Source organism: Psychrobacter sp. UBA6739 (assembly GCF_002453835.1).
Lineage (GTDB): Bacteria > Pseudomonadota > Gammaproteobacteria > Pseudomonadales > Moraxellaceae > Psychrobacter > Psychrobacter immobilis_A.
Map to the genome: position 1 here is coordinate 1 of NZ_DKHR01000031.1, position 16,438 is coordinate 16,438.

Here is a 16,438-nt window from a genome sequence, read left to right on the forward strand (position 1 = left end):
TACGGTTTCTTCAGCATAGCTCAGGTCGGGTAGTTGTACCCATGCAATGATTTTAAAAGGATATTGTTGTTGAACTTGTTTGATGCTTTTTTTAAAGGCTTTTAAGAAGTCATCTTCACACAGTATTTTTCTTCGATCGTATGACACCAAAGTAAAAAAGTAGGTAGCACCTTTCGTGTATGAACGAATGTATTGTGACATTTATATTTACCGTATGAATTTTAATACTCTATAGGTGCGCAGGGCGCACCCTACAAATTAAATTACTCCACTACCTCTCCATGTGCCTTCGCTTCACCTTTTTTACCATCTGGCTGTATCACGATAGGCAATACCAACCCTTTCGCAAAGTCATCAGACAGCACATAATCATAGCTACTGGCAGCGATATCAGGCGTGGTATGAATGACAAGTTTCATCTCATTGCCATCGGTTAGCTCATGCGAGACATAGCTTTCACTGAGCTGATCCAAGGCTTTGGATAGTGCCTCATTACTTGCCATACTGATAGTGAGGTTGTGTTGAGCAGTGGCATTATCTACCTTGAAATACTCTGCGTAGTCGAGCACATTTTGGCTATCAAGCGCAAACGGATATTGATAATTGGCAGGGTCAGCGGGCTTCTCACCGCTCGCCATGACAGCCCAGTCGATAGTCTTAGTGGCTGTCGTTGAGGAGTCTGCGGTCGCCACTGCTGGCTCAGAAGCTTGAGCGGCCGTTTCAGCATTGTTGTCGCAGCCAGCCAGTGCCCACATGCTGGCAGTAGCGATGATTATCATATTCATTAAGCGCTTAGCCATCGACGTATCCTTAGTATTATTAATCATAGACAATGTCCTATCAGTGCTATTTTGACAGGTTTCTTGATGCTTCTCTAGACAAAAGCAGCAAACCGTTCATTCTCACCAATGCTTGACCTGAATCTGTGGTTTTGATGTCAGTTTTTATACAGATATTCAATGCAATATTGTTCAATCAATACGCAAAAAAAACAGCCATCCTATGATGACTGTCTTGTATATGTCGCTGGTTTTTTAAAACTGGCAGGCTGTTTATAGCTAGCTAACTAGATTTGGCAGTTTACTTGATATTCTTTACCGTTTGCCCATTTGATGGCAAAAATACCTTTATCGCCTTTCATGTGCCATGCATAGACAGCTTCTGGATTTGACTCATTAACGTAGCTTGCAGTATCACCTTGTACATCACCATTTAAGATGATTGGTTGCTCAGCCCATTTTACTTTAGGCAAGGTCGCATTGAGCATCACTTGTTTTTTATTGATAGATTGTTTAGCCATGATGGTGCTGTCGTCAGTACAGGTATAAGGTGCTGGTGCCATACGATCATAAGCGGCATCGGTGACGCTTTCTGATGCAGGCGTGTTTGATGCATTTGGCGTAGTAGGAGCCGTGGTCGCACAAGCACTTAATAAGGCAAGGGTAGGTAGCGCAACAGCAAATTTAGTTAGGGTGTTCATGGCATTCTCCAAAGATATAACAATCATAATGTATTTATTTTTAATAATGCGTTAAGCATATAGCGCATATGGTAACGAAAACAGCGCTCGAAGAATGTTAGAAATTGTTTGTTACGTGTTCATTAAGTTACTTAATCACTGACTAATGTAACGCATCATTTGGCGCGTTTTGATTGGTATTTAAACTTTGATTATGCATTTATTAAAAATAAGCTGCTTCAAATAAAAAAGCGCCTATCGATCTTTTGACCGATAGACGCTTGTTTGATGAGCTTAAATAAGTGTTCGTCACTCATTTAAGCATCTGCATTTAGCACTGAGATACAGAGCTTTAACTACTTGGTTTTACGCGGTGGCAGACCCGTATGCTGGGTTTGGAAATTGCCTTTGCTTACGCGCTTTTTGGTGTTTTTGCTGACCGTGTTTTGACCCGCAGTGCCTTTAGCCGATGCGCCATTGATTGACGAATTATTATTACGCTTCACCGAATCATTCCCGAGGCGGCTGTTCTTTTTACGCGCCGATTGATAGCTGTCTTGTGCCGCATCGCGCCCTTCTAAACTGGCGTTGAACGGCGGGATTAAGCAGCCACGGTTTTTACCAATCAAATCGCCACGACCCATATCTTGTAGCGCTTTACGCAGCAGTACCCAGTTTTTTGGATCATGATAGCGCAAGAACGCTTTATGCAATTTGCGCTGTTTACCAGATTTGACGATATCCATGTCACCTTCATCACGGCTGATCTTATGCAGTGGATCTTTATGCGTATGATACATGGTGGTCGCTGTCGCCATCGGGCTAGGATAAAACGCTTGTACTTGGTCAGCGCGGTAGCCATGGCTTTTTAGCCACAGCGCAAGGTTCATCATATCCTCATCTTTCGTGCCCGGATGCGCGGCGATAAAGTAAGGAATCAGATATTGCTCTTTACCGGCCTCGAAGCTGTACTGCTCAAACATGGCTTTGAATTTATCATAGCTGCCCATGCCCGGCTTCATCATTTTCGATAAGACGTTTTCTTCTGAATGTTCAGGTGCAATTTTTAGATAACCACCGACATGATGGCTGACCAATTCTTTGACGTATTCAGGGTCTTTCACCGCCAAGTCATAGCGCAAGCCAGAGGCGATAAGAATCTTTTTCACACCTTTGATATCACGGGCTTTGCGATACAGCTTGGTTAAATTACTATGATCGGTAATCAAGTTTTCGCAGACGTCAGGATAGACGCAAGACGGCTTACGGCAATTCTTTTCAATGGTCTCGTCTTTACAGCTCAGACGATACATATTGGCCGTTGGCCCGCCAAGGTCAGAGATAACGCCAGTGTAGTTAGGTGCGGTATCACGAATCGCTTCGACTTCTCGTAGGATAGATTCTTCCGAGCGGTTTTGGATAATGCGTCCTTCGTGCTCAGTGATCGAGCAGAAAGTACAACCACCAAAACAGCCGCGCATGATATTGACTGAGAATTTAATCATGTCATAAGCAGGGATGCGTGCATCGCCATAGCTTGGATGCGGCAAACGTGCGTACGGCAAGTCAAACACATAATCCATCTCTTCGGTCGAGAGCGGAATCGGTGGCGGATTGAGCCAGACATCGATGGAGGTGTGTGAGTTACCAGCACCGCTACTATGACGTTGCACGAGGGCACGGGCATTACCCGGATTGGTCTCAAGATGTAAGATACGGCTGGCATGAGCGTACAACACAGGGTCAGATTTGACGTGCTCATAATCAGGCAGACGAATGACTGTCTTTTCACGTGGCGGCATTTTTATTTTATGCTTACGCGCCGTCATTGGCTTGTCAAAACCACGCATTTGCACCACTTGCGTTTCTTCGTCAACTTGCTCAGCATTTAGAATTTTATTGGCAACTGGTTCAGAAACAAAGCCCGGATACTGTGAAGCCATTCCTGAGAGCGCTTGCCCAACTGGTGAATCGCTGGGTTTGTCTTGCTCGATTGAGCATTGATCCACGTCTTCGGTCATCACATATGGATTGATAATCGGGTCAACACGGCCCACGGTATCGACGTCATTACTAGCAACTTCGGTCATATCGTCTTGCCAATGGCGGCGCGTTGGCGTCAATAGATATGAGGTACCGCGCAATTTGCTCATTTGCTCAAAGCTGTAGCCTTTTGACAGACCATGTACCACATCGACGATGGCGCGCTCAGCATTACCGTACAATAAAACATCGGCACGGGCATCCATCAAGATACTACGGCGGACTTTGTCCGACCAGTAATCATAATGAGCGATACGGCGTAGGCTGCCTTCGATACCACCCAAGATGATTGGCACATCAGGATAAGCTTCGCGGCAGCGCTGGCTATAGACGATAGCGGCGCGGTCAGGGCGTTTATTTGCCACGTTGCCCGGCGAGTACGCATCATCGCTACGAATCTTGCGATCGGCGGTATAGCGGTTGATCATGCTGTCCATGTTGCCTGCGGTCACGCCATAAGCATAGACAGGTTTGCCCAGTTCCATAAAGGCATCTTTGCTCTTCCAGTCTGGCTGGGCAATGATACCGACGCGGAAGCCTTGTGCTTCTAATAAGCGGCCGATAATCGCCATGCCAAAGCTTGGATGGTCGACATAGGCATCGCCTGAGATGATGATGACGTCACAAGCGTCCCAGCCCAAATCATCCATTTCTTTACGGCTCATCGGCAGATAAGGCGCAGGCTCGTAGCAGCTCGCCCAGTGTTTGTCGTAGTCGTAAAGTGGCTTGGTGCCTTGTTTAAAGGCGGTGCGGGCGATGGTATCGGCAGACATGAGCGGACCTGTTAATTAGAAAAATGGCACTAAAAAAAGCCGTTATTCATTAAAAATATTAACGGCTCATTTAAAAGCGCTCATTTTAACATGAATTGTCTTCATGATGTCATAAACGATGACAAAGGATTGACGATAAGTTATTGATAGTTTAAGTAATCTATGAATAAAAAGGCTTCTAGGAACTAAGCGCATCTTTATTTCAAATCATCGTTTATAGTAAGGATTTACTACTCTAATAACTGAAATGGGAAAGTGACAACGTCAAAAGCTAAGGCAAAAGGCAATAAAACCAGCTTCTGAGCTGTATTTGCGCCACTACGAGACACTTGATTTTGCTGACTTTGGGTATAAAAGCTCACCGTATAAGGCTTAGTTAAAGGGCGATAATTGGATTGGATTAAGCTGAGATTACTCACTTGCGGATAAATAGCGCCTTTGACAGGAACGCTAAAGCAAAAGCGCTGAGCATTGATACGCTGGTCACTGGCTGAGGTACATTCTTTGCCGTTGTTTTGCAAAAAGAACTGATAGTCAGAACGTTTAAATTCATCTCTTAGTTTGGCATAAGACAGCTTCATTTCACCCTGAAAGTAGCCATCGTTATTGGGCACATAAAAGTTCATCTCATTATCGACTTGGATATTTTTTGGTGTCAAATTGGTCAGTAAATTCACCATCTCTGTCCCACCTTGGGTCAGCACATAGCTGTTTTTTTCGCCAACGATAACCATCGTCGCATTTGGCATTTTTGGTAATGCTTGTGCAGGGCGACCAAAAGCCACGATTTGATCTTCAGACAAAACATGTTTAGTTGTCGTTGTGTTGACTCGATTGTCACTGTCTAATAATGAACTGGTTGCACAGCCAGAGCTGGCGAGCAATGCCGCAAGCGATGCACTGGCCATCACTGTTTTAAAGCTTAATCCTTTTAGTACTGGATTATTACTTTCTTCTTTTCTAATGGTACGGGTGTTTTTAGTCATGGTAAGGCTTCCTTGTCTACTAGGCGATGGACTACTGGTGCGGCATCTATTATTTACTGCCAAACTTTCGTTGATATCGTACCTTGTTTGACCGCGACTTATCTACTTTTAATTAAACAGCCAAGCAGTTTTCATAATCAAATTAATCGAGCAAAATCTTTGTCCCACTTTTAGTAAAGTTCATCACAAATTGGCTTTTAAAGTTGCGCACATTATTCTCATAGGTGAGCAAACCAGTCGTGAATCGATGGTAGTCGCTCATATTTTTGGCATTGACCATCAACATAAAATCCGCATCGCCTGATACCTCATAACAGCTCATCACCTGTGGCTGCGCATTCATCAAGCGCTCAAACCGATGTTGCATCGAGGTATTTGAGCGCGCCATCTCTATCATCACCACCGCGGTCAGTCCGTAACCAACCTTGTTTGGGTCAACGATAGCAACTTGCTTGGTAATGACGCCATTGCTGATTAATGCTTGGATACGGCGCTGAGCAGTAGCGATAGACACATGCACTTGTTCTGCCACGGTTTTTAATGGCAAGGTCGCATCGTCCTGTAGCAAGTTTAAAATCGCTTTATCGATATCATCTAAAACTTGGCTCATGGTGTTCTCTCTTTTAGAAAGCATTTCATTCACTGGATTTTTTATAATTATTATCACTATAAGTCAAAATTTAAGAAAATATTTATTTTTAAAGGTCATAAAAGCTAAATTTGTTCATAAATAGATTTTTATAGAAATAATATCTCACCGACACTCAGTAAAATGGACGCTATTAATCAAGGTTTAACAATCAAAACTTAGCAATTAAAGCCTAGCAACCAAAGCTTAACCATAACAAGTAAAAGCTCACAGCTGGTTTTCTAATATCTATTTAAACTTATGGTGCTTTTATGTCTACTTCAATGCTATCTAACGTCTTTGCAAATACGCTCGCAAGCTTGCCATTGCCAGCGATTTGGACGGCGGGTAGCGCACAGCAACGCACATTAATATTGGGCGTCATACTAGCCATCTTGTCGAATTTGTTATTTGGCGTACTTTATGCTTACAGCAGCTTTTTGGCGCCGCTATCAGGTACGCAAGTTTTTATCTGGCGGATGCTAGCGATGTGGGCGGCATTGGTGGGATATTTGCTGATCAGTGGGCGCTTAGGTTTTCACATCGATAAACTCAAAGCGCTAGGCACAGTTAAGCAGTGGGCGTGGTTGCTATTGCCCACACCGATATTCTTAAGCCAGTTTTGGTTATTTATGTGGGCACCCGTGAATGGGCAAGGTGTACAAACCGCGATGGGGTATTTCTTATTCCCACTGATGATGGTTATATTTGGCTGCGTCTTTTTTGGCGAAAAGTTAAGCCGTCTGCAATGGTTGGCGGTTGGCTTTGCCGCATTAGGGGTCGGCAGTGAAATTATCCGTACGCAAAGTGTCTCTTGGGCAACGCTTTGGGTCTGCGGCACGTACCCGCTATATTATATTTTACGCCGCATGCAAGGGATTGGCGCGGTGACTGGACTCTTGGTTGATTTGACGATATTCGCACCATTTTCTGTGGCTTACTTATTGCTGTTTGCGCCAAGTAGCTTAAGCTTAGTGAGTGGTTCTGGCTTTTTTATTCTGATGCTGGCGGGACTAGGCGTCATGAGCGTATTAGCCATGAAAACCAATGTCGATGCCAGTCAGATGCTACCAGTCAACGTCTATGGCATGATGAGCTATTTGGAGCCAGCATTATTGTTTATCTTAGCCGTGACAGTGCTAGGCAATCCTTTCGAGTCAGCGATGATTTATAGTTATGGCTTAATTTGGTTAGGCATCGCATTTTTAGTGGCTCATGGGGTGCGCAAATTACGTAGCGCTCATAAACAATCGCAAACAACAAAGATTGCGCCAGCTATTTGAAAATTAATAAGTAAGCTTGATTGAACAAATAAAAACGGACGATTCAACACTATGCTGAATCGTCCGTTTTTTTTAAGATTAAAACCAATCTGTTGAAAGATAGCTTTAATCTAAATCCTTCTTGAAACCACGCTGCTTATCACGTTCCCAGTCACGGTCTTTAAGCGTTTTACGTTTGTCGTGTTGTTTTTTACCCAGTGCCAAGCCAATTTGACATTTCACCAACGAGTTTTTCCAATAGCAGGATAACGGTACGCAGGCATAGCCTTTTTGGTTGACTGCACCCATTAACTTTTCGATTTCGCGGCGATTAAGCAGCAGTTTACGGGTACGGATACTATCAGGACTGACATGCGTCGAGCTTGAAAGCAGCGGTTGAATATGCGCGCCAAATAAGAATGCCTCATTATTACGAAAGATAATATAAGCTTCGGTAATGGTCATTTTGCCTGCGCGAATGGCTTTTACTTCCCAACCTTGTAACGACAGACCTGCTTCAAACGTTTCTTCAATAAAATACTCGTGTCGAGCTTTTTTATTGGCACAAATTTGATTCTCTGGTTTTTTTGATTTTTTTGACATAATTTCTCCATAAGGACTGCCTACAAATACAAAGTCCTTATCTGACTAGTCCTACTGATTCCTCATCCTAACTCAATAAATGGTATTGTCCTTTATTTGGTTTATAAAACGGATGAGTCGAACCGCCTATTGTAGCAAAGCCTCTAATAAAAATGTAAGTCGGCTATTAGGACAAATGTAGCCAATATAGTCGAAGTCATTTAAGGTGGTCACACAGCAATCGAGCGCAAACAGAAGACTGAGTACATTAAGTGAGGTTAAGGCGGTAACTATTTACAAATGCATCGACGATAAGTATTAAGTTTGAGAAAAATTTGCTAGCATATAGCCTACTATTACTGACCCTATTAGCCACGCTATGAGCCACTCTACTTCTGCTAACCCCTCAAAGCTGCACACCAGAATTTTATATCCTGGTACCTTTGATCCTATTACCAATGGTCATGTAGACTTGGTCACACGCGCCACCAAACTGTTTGATGAGGTCTTTATTGCGGTGGCCTCAGGACATCACAAAAAGCCTTTATTTAACTTTGAGGAGCGCGTCGCCTTAGTCGAGACAGTATTTGCTGACTTACCACAAGTATCGGTGGTGGGTTTTGAAGGTCTACTCGTTGACTTTATGCGTGAAAAAAACGCCACCGCTGTCTTACGAGGTCTGCGTGCGATGTCAGATTTCGAATATGAGTTTCAGCTGGCCAATATGAACCGTGAGCTTGATGAAAACTTTGAAGCGGTGTTTTTGACGCCATCGCAGAATTACTCATTCATCTCTTCGACGATGATTCGAGAAATCGCCAAACTCGGTGGTGAAGTGACTAAATTTGTCCCGCCATGTGTCTCACAAGCTTTTGCTGAAAAACTCAATCTTAGATAGCAAAATACCTGCTGACAATGAAGATGTGTCGAACATTTAAACGCATCGAAATCGTCAAAGCCAACGATACAAGTGCTATAAGTAAATATAAGGAGCAGTCTATGGCGTTATTAATTACTGATGAATGCATCAACTGTGATGTGTGTGAGCCTGCCTGCCCAAACGAAGCCATCTCAGAAGGCGATGACATTTATGTGATTGACCCTGATTTATGCACCGAATGTGTCGGGCACTTCGACGAGCCGCAATGCGTAGTCATTTGCCCTGTGGATTGCATCCCTTATGATCCCAATCATGTCGAGACCGAAAGTGATTTGTTGTCAAAATATAAACGCATTACTGGTCAATAAAATATGACAACATCACTCTTATCTACGAAATCAACGAACGACTTTGACCAGCAACATCTCTGGCATCCTTATGCTAGTCTACCGCCGACTTATCCTAATATTGTGATTGATCACGCTGATGGTATTTATATCGTCACGCAAGATGGTACGCGTCTGATCGATGGTATGTCATCGTGGTGGGCGAGCGTCCATGGCTATAATCATCCCAAGCTGAATGCAGCGATGATTGAACAATTGGGTAAAATGGCGCATGTCATGTTTGGTGGTTTGACCCATCAACCCGCAATAGATTTGGGCAAAAAACTGCTGTCAATTGTGCCTGCTGGACTGGATGCCATATTTTATGCCGATAGCGGCAGCATTGCGGTAGAGGTGGCTTTAAAAATGGCATTGCAATATCAAATTGCCGCTAAGCGTCCGCAAAAGTGCCAATTTGCCTCGACCCATTCTGGCTATTATGGTGATACGTGGCATGCGATGAGTGTCTGCGACCCTATCAATGGCATGCACAGCTTGTATGGTAAACAGTTACCTATGCAGCATTTTGTGCCAGCTCCGCCACTAGGCTTTGAGCGTGATATTAGCCAGTCTGAATATGATGAATTAACGGATTTCTTTGATAAAAATAGCGATAAGTTGGCTGGATTTATTATCGAGCCGATTATTCAAGGCGCAGGCGGCATGCGCTTTTATAGTCCTCAATATTTACAATTGCTTCGCAAATTGTGTGATAAATACAAAGTGGTACTAATTACCGATGAAATTGCGACTGGTTTTGGGCGTAGTGGCAAGCTATTCGCTTGTGAGCATGCAGGTATCAGCCCTGATATCATGACGATTGGTAAAGCATTAACTGGCGGTTATATGACTTTTGCGGCGACTTTGTGCACTCGCAAAATTGCCGATACCATTAGCCAAAGTGATTATCCATCCCTTATGCATGGTCCGACCTTTATGGGCAATCCGCTAGCTTGTGCCGTCGCTTGTGCCTCAATTGATTTAATACTCTCCTATGATATTGAAGCACGTACAGCAAATATCCAAACAATAATGAAACAACAACTTGCGCCAGTTGCGAGTTTAAATGGCGTTGCAGAAGTACGTTGTTTGGGTGCAGTCGCCGTCATTGAGCTAAATGAAGCGGTTGATATGTCGACCTTTCAGTCTTTATTGATTGAAAACGGTATTTGGGTCAGACCCTTTGGCAAATTGGTGTATATCATGCCGCCATATGTGATTAGCGAATACGAACTTGTCACTCTTTGCGAAGCGTTATTAAAAGTGGTGAGCACGTATTTAAGCCAAGCTTATTTAACGTAAAAAGGTCAAGAATGAGCGTTCTCTTTATCTCCGGTATCGATACCGACATTGGCAAAACCTACGCCACTGGTATGATTGCAAAGGCACTCATGCAGCAAGGCGTCAACGTCATCACTCAAAAGCTGGTGCAAACGGGCGTGGCGATTAATCCACTCAATGGCGAGATGGGCATTGCTGACGATATCATAGCGCATCGTCAACTCATGGCTATTCCTCTACAGCCATGTGATCTTGATTTTACCACTTGCGTTCATCGCTATGAAAAGCCTGCATCACCGCACTTAGCGACTCGATTATCAGGAGAAGTGCTAGATCCTAAACTGATCACTAGTGCCACCAAACGATTGCAAGCTACGTATGACTTGGTATTACTAGAAGGTGCTGGTGGATTGCTCGTACCAATAACGGAGCAATTATTAATTTTAGATTATATTGCTGCTCAAGGTTATCCGATTGTTTTGGTCACTTCTGGTCGTTTAGGCAGTATCAATCACACATTACTGAGTTTGGAAGCAATAAAAGCCCGTGGATTATCTGTACATAGCGTTATTTATAATCATATCCATGACGATGCTGCTCAGACAGATGCTGAGATTGCAAATAGTACCATGGATTTTTTACAAAATTATTTAGCTGCAAATTACCCCAAAGCGCATTGGTTACAGATACCGTATATAGATGGCAGTCATCAAGCCAATTATGAGGCGTTATCAAAAAGCTATTCATTGTCTTTACCAGTCGATTTCGTCTAAAAGCTTTATGAGTGTGGTTTCTTTTCTATCGCAAAATAGGCTTTTATCTCAAGTCTGCAAATAAATAGAAAACTCATTCCCAATTAGTCGATATGTTTGCTATACTAGCGCGCTTGGTAGACTAGGCAATCGCCGCTGCACACTGGCAACAGACATGCAGGGGAGGAAAGTCCGGGCTACATAGGGCAGCGTGCCAGCTAACGGCTGGGCAGGGTAACTTGACGACCAGTGCAGCAGAGAGTAGACCGCCTTTGGCTTATATGAGTATCGCAAGATGTTCATGTCATCGGTAAGGGTGAAAGGGTGCGGTAAGAGCGCACCGCGTGGCTGGCAACAGTTCACGGCATGGTAAACTCCACGCGTAGCAAGACCAAATAGGCATCGGCATGGCGCGGCCCGCGTTCGATGCGGGTAGGTTGCTTGAGCGTACGAGCGATTGTGCGCCTAGAGGAATGATTGTCCACGACAGAACCCGGCTTATCGGTTTACCAAACCTTTTTTATTGTTCGTGATAAAAATGCAGAAAATATGAATAAATTTCATATTTTCTGCAAAAAATGCCCTTATAGGGGTTGACGACAGTCAACAGCTTGGGTAAAATGTGCATCCTAAAATGGCGATGTAGCTCAGCTGGTTAGAGCGCATGACTCATAATCGTGAGGTCAAGAGTTCAAGTCTCTTCATCGCCACCATTTTTAGTAATACCTGCAATATTAAAAATGCCAATCATTATTTGATTGGTTTTTTTTTGCCTGAAATAAATTATTCCAGAATATGGTGAATGGCTCAAGCCGCCCCATAAAACATAATAATTACCTACTGATTTCTTGCTAAATCATAGCTTTATCTGTTTAGGTACAGATTAATTGTTGTAACTTATGTCCCGCTTACTTATCATAGGGGCTGTTTTCGGTAAAGTCCTGTAACGCCATGTCTGTACAACTACCTCCTTATCGTCCTATTAAGCACCGCAGTGGTCTAAAAGTCATGGGTGCCGCATTTCATGCTTTGCTGATGCGTGAGCTGCAAACGCGCTTTGGTGGTTATCGCTTGGGCTATCTATGGGCGCCATTAGAGATAATGTTTCAAGTTGCTATTTATTTGATAGTATTTGGCGCTATTATGACCCGTGTGCTGCCAGGAATGGACTACATGTTATTTCTGGTGGCAGGCCTAGTGCCTTTTCGTATGATGAGTACCATAGCAACACGAGCGTTAGGAGCAGTTGAGGCCAATCAAGGGCTTTTAATGTATCGATCAGTACGTCACATTGACGTCATTATTGCCCGCTCATTTTTAGAACTAGTGATTTACTTTTTTACCTTTGTACTGCTGTTAGTCATACTTGCTTTTATTGGTATTCCTATCAGTCTTGCACATTTGAATGTGGTTTTGTTTTGCTGGTTAACTTTATTCTTATTTGGCTTTGGATTAGCTATGATAATGATGGTTGTTGGCTATTATGGGGGTGAAATCAGCAAAATTATTGGTTTGATTTTTACTATTTTATATTTTGTATCTGGAATTATGTATTCTATTCATATTATTCCTGAACCATATCTGAGTTATTTATTATATATTCCATTTGTCCATAATATTGAACTAATGAGAAATGCACTATCTCCTACTTATCCTGCATATCATATTGACATAACGTATTTTTTAAAATGGATGGTCGCAGTCAATTTCTTAGGTTTATTGATGTATAAAGCGGTCGAAAAAGACCTTATCCGTTCAAAGTAGTGACAGGTAAATGAATGATTGAGATTAAAAATGTTTCTAAGTCATTTATGACCAAGCAAGGTCGGCATTATCTATTTAAAGATCTAAATCTGACTATTGGTGATAAAAAAAGTGTGGGTTTACTCGGTCGTAACGGGGCGGGTAAATCGACTTTGCTGCGTATTATTTGCGGACTAGATAAGCCTGATCACGGAGAGATTATTACCGACTCGACGATTTCTTGGCCAGTAGGGGTAGCCGGCGGTTTCCAAGGTAGTTTGACGGGTCGTCAAAACGTCCGCTTTGTTTGCCGTCTTTATTCAAGCGGTCCCTATATTGACGAAAAAATTCGTTTTGTGGAAGAGTTTGCAGATATCGGAAACTATTTCGATATGCCGGTAAAAAGCTACTCTTCAGGGATGAAAGCACGCTTAACGTTTGGCTTAAGCTTGGCCTTCGATTTTGATTATTATATGCTTGATGAAGCAGGCGCTGTGGGTGATGCGGCTTTTCGTAAGCGTAGTGAAGAGATATTGGCCGCGCGCCGTGAACAAGCAGGGTTTTTGATCGTATCGCATAACATCGGTGATATTAAGCGTAATTGTGATATTGGTATTGTGCTAATGGATCAAACAGCACACGTCTTTGAAGACACAACAGAAGCGATTGAGGTATATGAAGAGCATGTCCACAAAGCGAAAAAATAAGATAATTGACTTCTCGCTGTTTATTGGCTTGGTGGTCCTCCCTTGGGTATTGGTGATATTTTATGTCATGACCATTGCTCATCCGCGGTTTATTTCGACGGCTGATGTGGTGGTCAAACAAGTCAGTGATACCAGTGTGCCTTCTGGCGGTGGACTGTCGGCCTTGTTGGGTGTGAACAGTACCAGTAAAGAAGATGCGACTTATCTGACCGAGTATATTCTATCCAATGATATGGTGAAGCGCCTTGATAATAAGTTCAAGTTCCGCGAAGCGTATCATGTCGATGGCTCAGATCCGCTTAATGAGATTGAGCCTGATGCCACACAAGAAGAGTTACTTGAGTACTTCAAAAAGCGTGTACACATCAATCTGGACGAGCAAAGCTATGTGCTGTCAGTATCGACGGAAGCCTTTGATCCAAAGTATGCTTTTGAGCTGAATAAAACGATCCTCAATGAGTCTGAGCAGTTCGTCAACCGTATTTCACAAGAGGTGGCTCGTGATCAGCTGGTATTTGCTGAGACACAGTTAGATGAATCACAAGATCGCCTAAATGATGCCAAAGAGCAGCTATTAAAGTATCAAAACGAAAATGAGATTTACGATCCACAATCCAATGCTCAAATTGTGAATCAGCTGATTGGTAGTTTGCAAGCGCAATTAAGTTCATTACGTACCGAAGAGCGTCAATTACTCAGCTATCTGAACCCAGACGCACCGCAAGTAGTGTCATTAAGAAGTCAGATTAAAGCAGTCGAAGAGCAAATCAACCAAGAGCAAACCAAGCTGACATCACCGAATACCACCAAGTTAAACCGTCAAGCGGTACAGTTTGAGACTATCAAGGCAGATGTTGATTTCGCTACTGAGCTCTATAAATTGTCGTTATCTTCACTTGAGAAGGCACGTTTAGAAGCCTTTAAAAAGATGAAAAATTTGATTGTCATCTCAACACCATATCAAGCTGAAGAAGCAACTTATCCACGCCGTGCTTATATTATTTGGACGTCGCTAGCATTACTTTTGATGCTTTATGGATTTGTGCGCCTAGTGATGGCGGTTGTCCGTGATCATCGTAGCTAGTTTTAACACACCAGATATCAGTAATGATCGATAGATCAGCAAAGGAATACCACTCATGAATATGAAACCACGTCCTCTTGTGACCGTGATAAAAGTGTTAAGTTTGGCCATGGCAGCCAGTAGTGTGCCCGCGCTAGCAGCAGGCAGTTATGCGGATCAAATCTCAGGATCTAGCTTTGGCACCAGCAATAACAGCATGAGTCAAGACCAAAACCGCAATAACATCAATGTCTCAACACAGGCATTTGCAGGTGGTGTATCAGGACAAGCGACCCCGCAAGAAGCGGTTAATGCCTCAAGTTTGCCAAGTCAGTCAGTCATCAATACCACGCGCCCCTATCAAGAAATCAACACGCAAGACATGATGTTTGGTGAGCAGCTCTTCCGTGGAGCATTTTCGACCACCTCTGGCTCTACCTTTAATGACAGTTACGTGATCAACCCGGGTGATAACGTCCAAGTACGGATGTGGGGCGCTTATCAATATGCTGCTACCATGACCGTCGACCCACAAGGCAATATTTTCTTGCCAAATATCGGTCCAGTACGTGTCTCAGGTGTGCAAAATGGCAGTCTGCAAAATGTGGTAAAAAGTGCTGTCAGTCGTATTTATCGCTCGAACGTTGGCGTTTATGCCTCATTAGAGCAAGCACAGCCAGTAAAAGTATTTGTAACAGGTTTCGTTAAACAACCTGGTTATTACGGCGGTTTAGCAGCAGATTCCGTATTGTCTTATTTGGATAGAGCGGGCGGTGTTGATCCGACTCGTGGTAGTTATATTGATATTCAAATCAAACGTAATGGGCAAATGCTACAGCAAGTCAACCTGTATGATTTTTTACTGGCGGGTAAATTACAAGCATTCTCTTTTCGTGATGGTGATGTGATTACGGTCGCGCCGCAGAAAAAAACCTTTGAAGTAGGCGGTCAAGTCCAAAACGAATATACTTTTGAATTTGACGTGAACGATCTGACCATTGGTGATGTATTGCAAGTGGCCAATCCAGCAGCAAATGCGACCAACGTTAGTATCACTCGTAGTGCAGGACGCGCGCAGACGGCAGAATATTACTCGTTAGCAGAAGCTCAAAACGTGCCTGTTTATAATGGTGATCAGATGGTAGTTACTTCCGATCGCTATGCGGGCACAATTGCGGTGCAAGTAAAAGGTGCGCATACGGGTAATGGTGCCATGGTTGTACCATATGGTGCTCGCTTAAAGGACATCGTGCCACAGCTACAGCCAAGCCCACTCGCTAAACTGACTCATCTGACCATTTATCGTGAGTCTGTTGCTGAGCAACAAAAACGCATGATTAATGAGTCGCTCGATCGTTTAGAAGAGCTGACGCTTGCCACGCAGTCAACCACTCGTGAAGAAGCAGCACTGCGTCAAGACGATGCAGCGTTGGTTAAGCAGTTTGTTGCCAAAGCGCGTAATGTTAAAACGACGGGTCAAATTGTTGTCGTCCCGAATTCGTGGCAGGATATTATCTTACAGCAAGGTGATATCATTGAGATACCTGCGCAAACGTCTGTCATTACCGTTAATGGTCAAGTACGAGCACAAGGCGCGCTGACCTTCAACCCAGATTATACCGTTGGTGATTATGTTGCCAATTCAGGCGGTTTCTCTGACAATGCTGATGTTAAAGAAATCTTGATTATCCATCAAAATGGCGCCAGTGAGGTGGTCAATACCGCTTACCGTATCCAGCAAGGCGATGAGATTATGGTATTACCAAAAGTCAAAACCAAGCGCGTAGAAATTGCTCGTGGCTTATCGCAAATTGTTTATCAGTTGGCCATTGCTGCTAAAGTGGTTCTCGATTTATAACCATTATTGAAAAGTTGTATAACAAGAGAAAAAGT

16 protein-coding genes, 1 tRNA gene and 1 other RNA gene are annotated in these 16,438 nt (G+C 43.3%); 11 read left to right on the top strand and 7 right to left on the bottom strand.

The window, feature by feature from the left end; genetic code table 11:
* The 6 genes from B2575_RS07380 to B2575_RS07405 form a co-directional block, all read right to left on the bottom strand.
* Positions 1–201: transposase (locus tag B2575_RS07380; protein ID WP_414707426.1), on the bottom strand; the 201-nt coding region annotated here is incomplete at its 3' end.
* A gap of 62 nt (positions 202–263) precedes the next feature.
* Positions 264–827, bottom strand: coding sequence for a hypothetical protein (locus B2575_RS07385; RefSeq protein ID WP_238048849.1), 564 nt, complete (start codon positions 825–827; stop codon positions 264–266).
* 239 nt (positions 828–1,066) lie between these two features.
* The gene (locus B2575_RS07390) at positions 1,067–1,480 is read right to left on the bottom strand and encodes a hypothetical protein (protein WP_045443583.1); all 414 of its coding nucleotides are present in this window, start codon (positions 1,478–1,480) and stop codon (positions 1,067–1,069) included.
* A gap of 335 nt (positions 1,481–1,815) precedes the next feature.
* A complete protein-coding gene (locus B2575_RS07395) occupies positions 1,816–4,275 on the bottom strand; it encodes a YgiQ family radical SAM protein (RefSeq protein ID WP_296240920.1) in 2,460 nt (819 codons plus the stop codon).
* 230 nt (positions 4,276–4,505) lie between these two features.
* Positions 4,506–5,261 carry a hypothetical protein gene (locus tag B2575_RS07400; protein WP_414707427.1) on the bottom strand — a complete coding sequence of 252 codons (756 nt, stop codon included), beginning with the start codon at positions 5,259–5,261 and terminating at the stop codon, positions 4,506–4,508.
* A 142-nt stretch (positions 5,262–5,403) separates the two neighbouring features.
* A complete protein-coding gene (locus tag B2575_RS07405) occupies positions 5,404–5,871 on the bottom strand; it encodes an Lrp/AsnC family transcriptional regulator (RefSeq protein ID WP_250163675.1) in 468 nt (155 codons plus the stop codon).
* Between the two features lie 290 nt (positions 5,872–6,161).
* Between B2575_RS07405 and rarD the strand changes: the two genes are divergently transcribed.
* Positions 6,162–7,172: an EamA family transporter RarD gene (rarD, locus tag B2575_RS07410; protein WP_250163676.1), complete on the top strand. Its 1,011-nt coding sequence runs from the start codon at positions 6,162–6,164 to the stop codon at positions 7,170–7,172.
* 105 nt (positions 7,173–7,277) lie between these two features.
* On the opposite strand, the gene smpB is transcribed toward rarD, so the two are convergent.
* Positions 7,278–7,754 carry an SsrA-binding protein SmpB gene (gene smpB / locus B2575_RS07415; RefSeq protein WP_011512728.1) on the bottom strand — a complete coding sequence of 159 codons (477 nt, stop codon included), beginning with the start codon at positions 7,752–7,754 and terminating at the stop codon, positions 7,278–7,280.
* A 358-nt stretch (positions 7,755–8,112) separates the two neighbouring features.
* Between smpB and coaD the strand changes: the two genes are divergently transcribed.
* From coaD to B2575_RS07465, 10 genes are all read left to right on the top strand, one after another.
* Complete coding sequence (coaD, locus tag B2575_RS07420) at positions 8,113–8,631, top strand: pantetheine-phosphate adenylyltransferase (RefSeq protein ID WP_238048852.1); 519 nt, start codon at positions 8,113–8,115, stop codon at positions 8,629–8,631.
* Positions 8,632–8,732: 101 nt separating this feature from the next.
* Positions 8,733–8,981 carry a YfhL family 4Fe-4S dicluster ferredoxin gene (locus B2575_RS07425; RefSeq protein ID WP_238048853.1) on the top strand — a complete coding sequence of 83 codons (249 nt, stop codon included), beginning with the start codon at positions 8,733–8,735 and terminating at the stop codon, positions 8,979–8,981.
* A 3-nt stretch (positions 8,982–8,984) separates the two neighbouring features.
* Complete coding sequence (gene bioA, locus B2575_RS07430; RefSeq protein WP_238048854.1) at positions 8,985–10,301, top strand: adenosylmethionine--8-amino-7-oxononanoate transaminase; 1,317 nt, start codon at positions 8,985–8,987, stop codon at positions 10,299–10,301.
* Positions 10,302–10,312: 11 nt separating this feature from the next.
* Positions 10,313–11,053, top strand: a complete 741-nt coding sequence (gene bioD / locus B2575_RS07435; RefSeq protein WP_238048855.1) for a dethiobiotin synthase — start codon at positions 10,313–10,315, stop codon at positions 11,051–11,053.
* 113 nt (positions 11,054–11,166) lie between these two features.
* Positions 11,167–11,549, top strand: an RNA gene (gene rnpB, locus B2575_RS07440) — RNase P RNA component class A.
* A gap of 119 nt (positions 11,550–11,668) precedes the next feature.
* Positions 11,669–11,745 (top strand) — tRNA-Met (locus B2575_RS07445).
* Positions 11,746–11,983: 238 nt separating this feature from the next.
* Complete coding sequence (locus B2575_RS07450) at positions 11,984–12,796, top strand: ABC transporter permease (protein ID WP_296240927.1); 813 nt, start codon at positions 11,984–11,986, stop codon at positions 12,794–12,796.
* Between the two features lie 14 nt (positions 12,797–12,810).
* Positions 12,811–13,482 (top strand): ABC transporter ATP-binding protein, encoded by a 672-nt coding sequence (locus tag B2575_RS07455; protein WP_045453663.1) that lies wholly within the window; start codon positions 12,811–12,813, stop codon positions 13,480–13,482.
* Positions 13,460–14,566, top strand: coding sequence for a capsule biosynthesis protein (locus tag B2575_RS07460; RefSeq protein WP_226950228.1), 1,107 nt, complete (start codon positions 13,460–13,462; stop codon positions 14,564–14,566). Before B2575_RS07455 ends, B2575_RS07460 begins: the two co-directional genes overlap by 23 nt.
* Positions 14,567–14,621: 55 nt before the next feature.
* Positions 14,622–16,403 carry a polysaccharide biosynthesis/export family protein gene (locus B2575_RS07465; RefSeq protein WP_296240935.1) on the top strand — a complete coding sequence of 594 codons (1,782 nt, stop codon included), beginning with the start codon at positions 14,622–14,624 and terminating at the stop codon, positions 16,401–16,403.
* Positions 16,404–16,438: the final 35 nt, after the last annotated feature.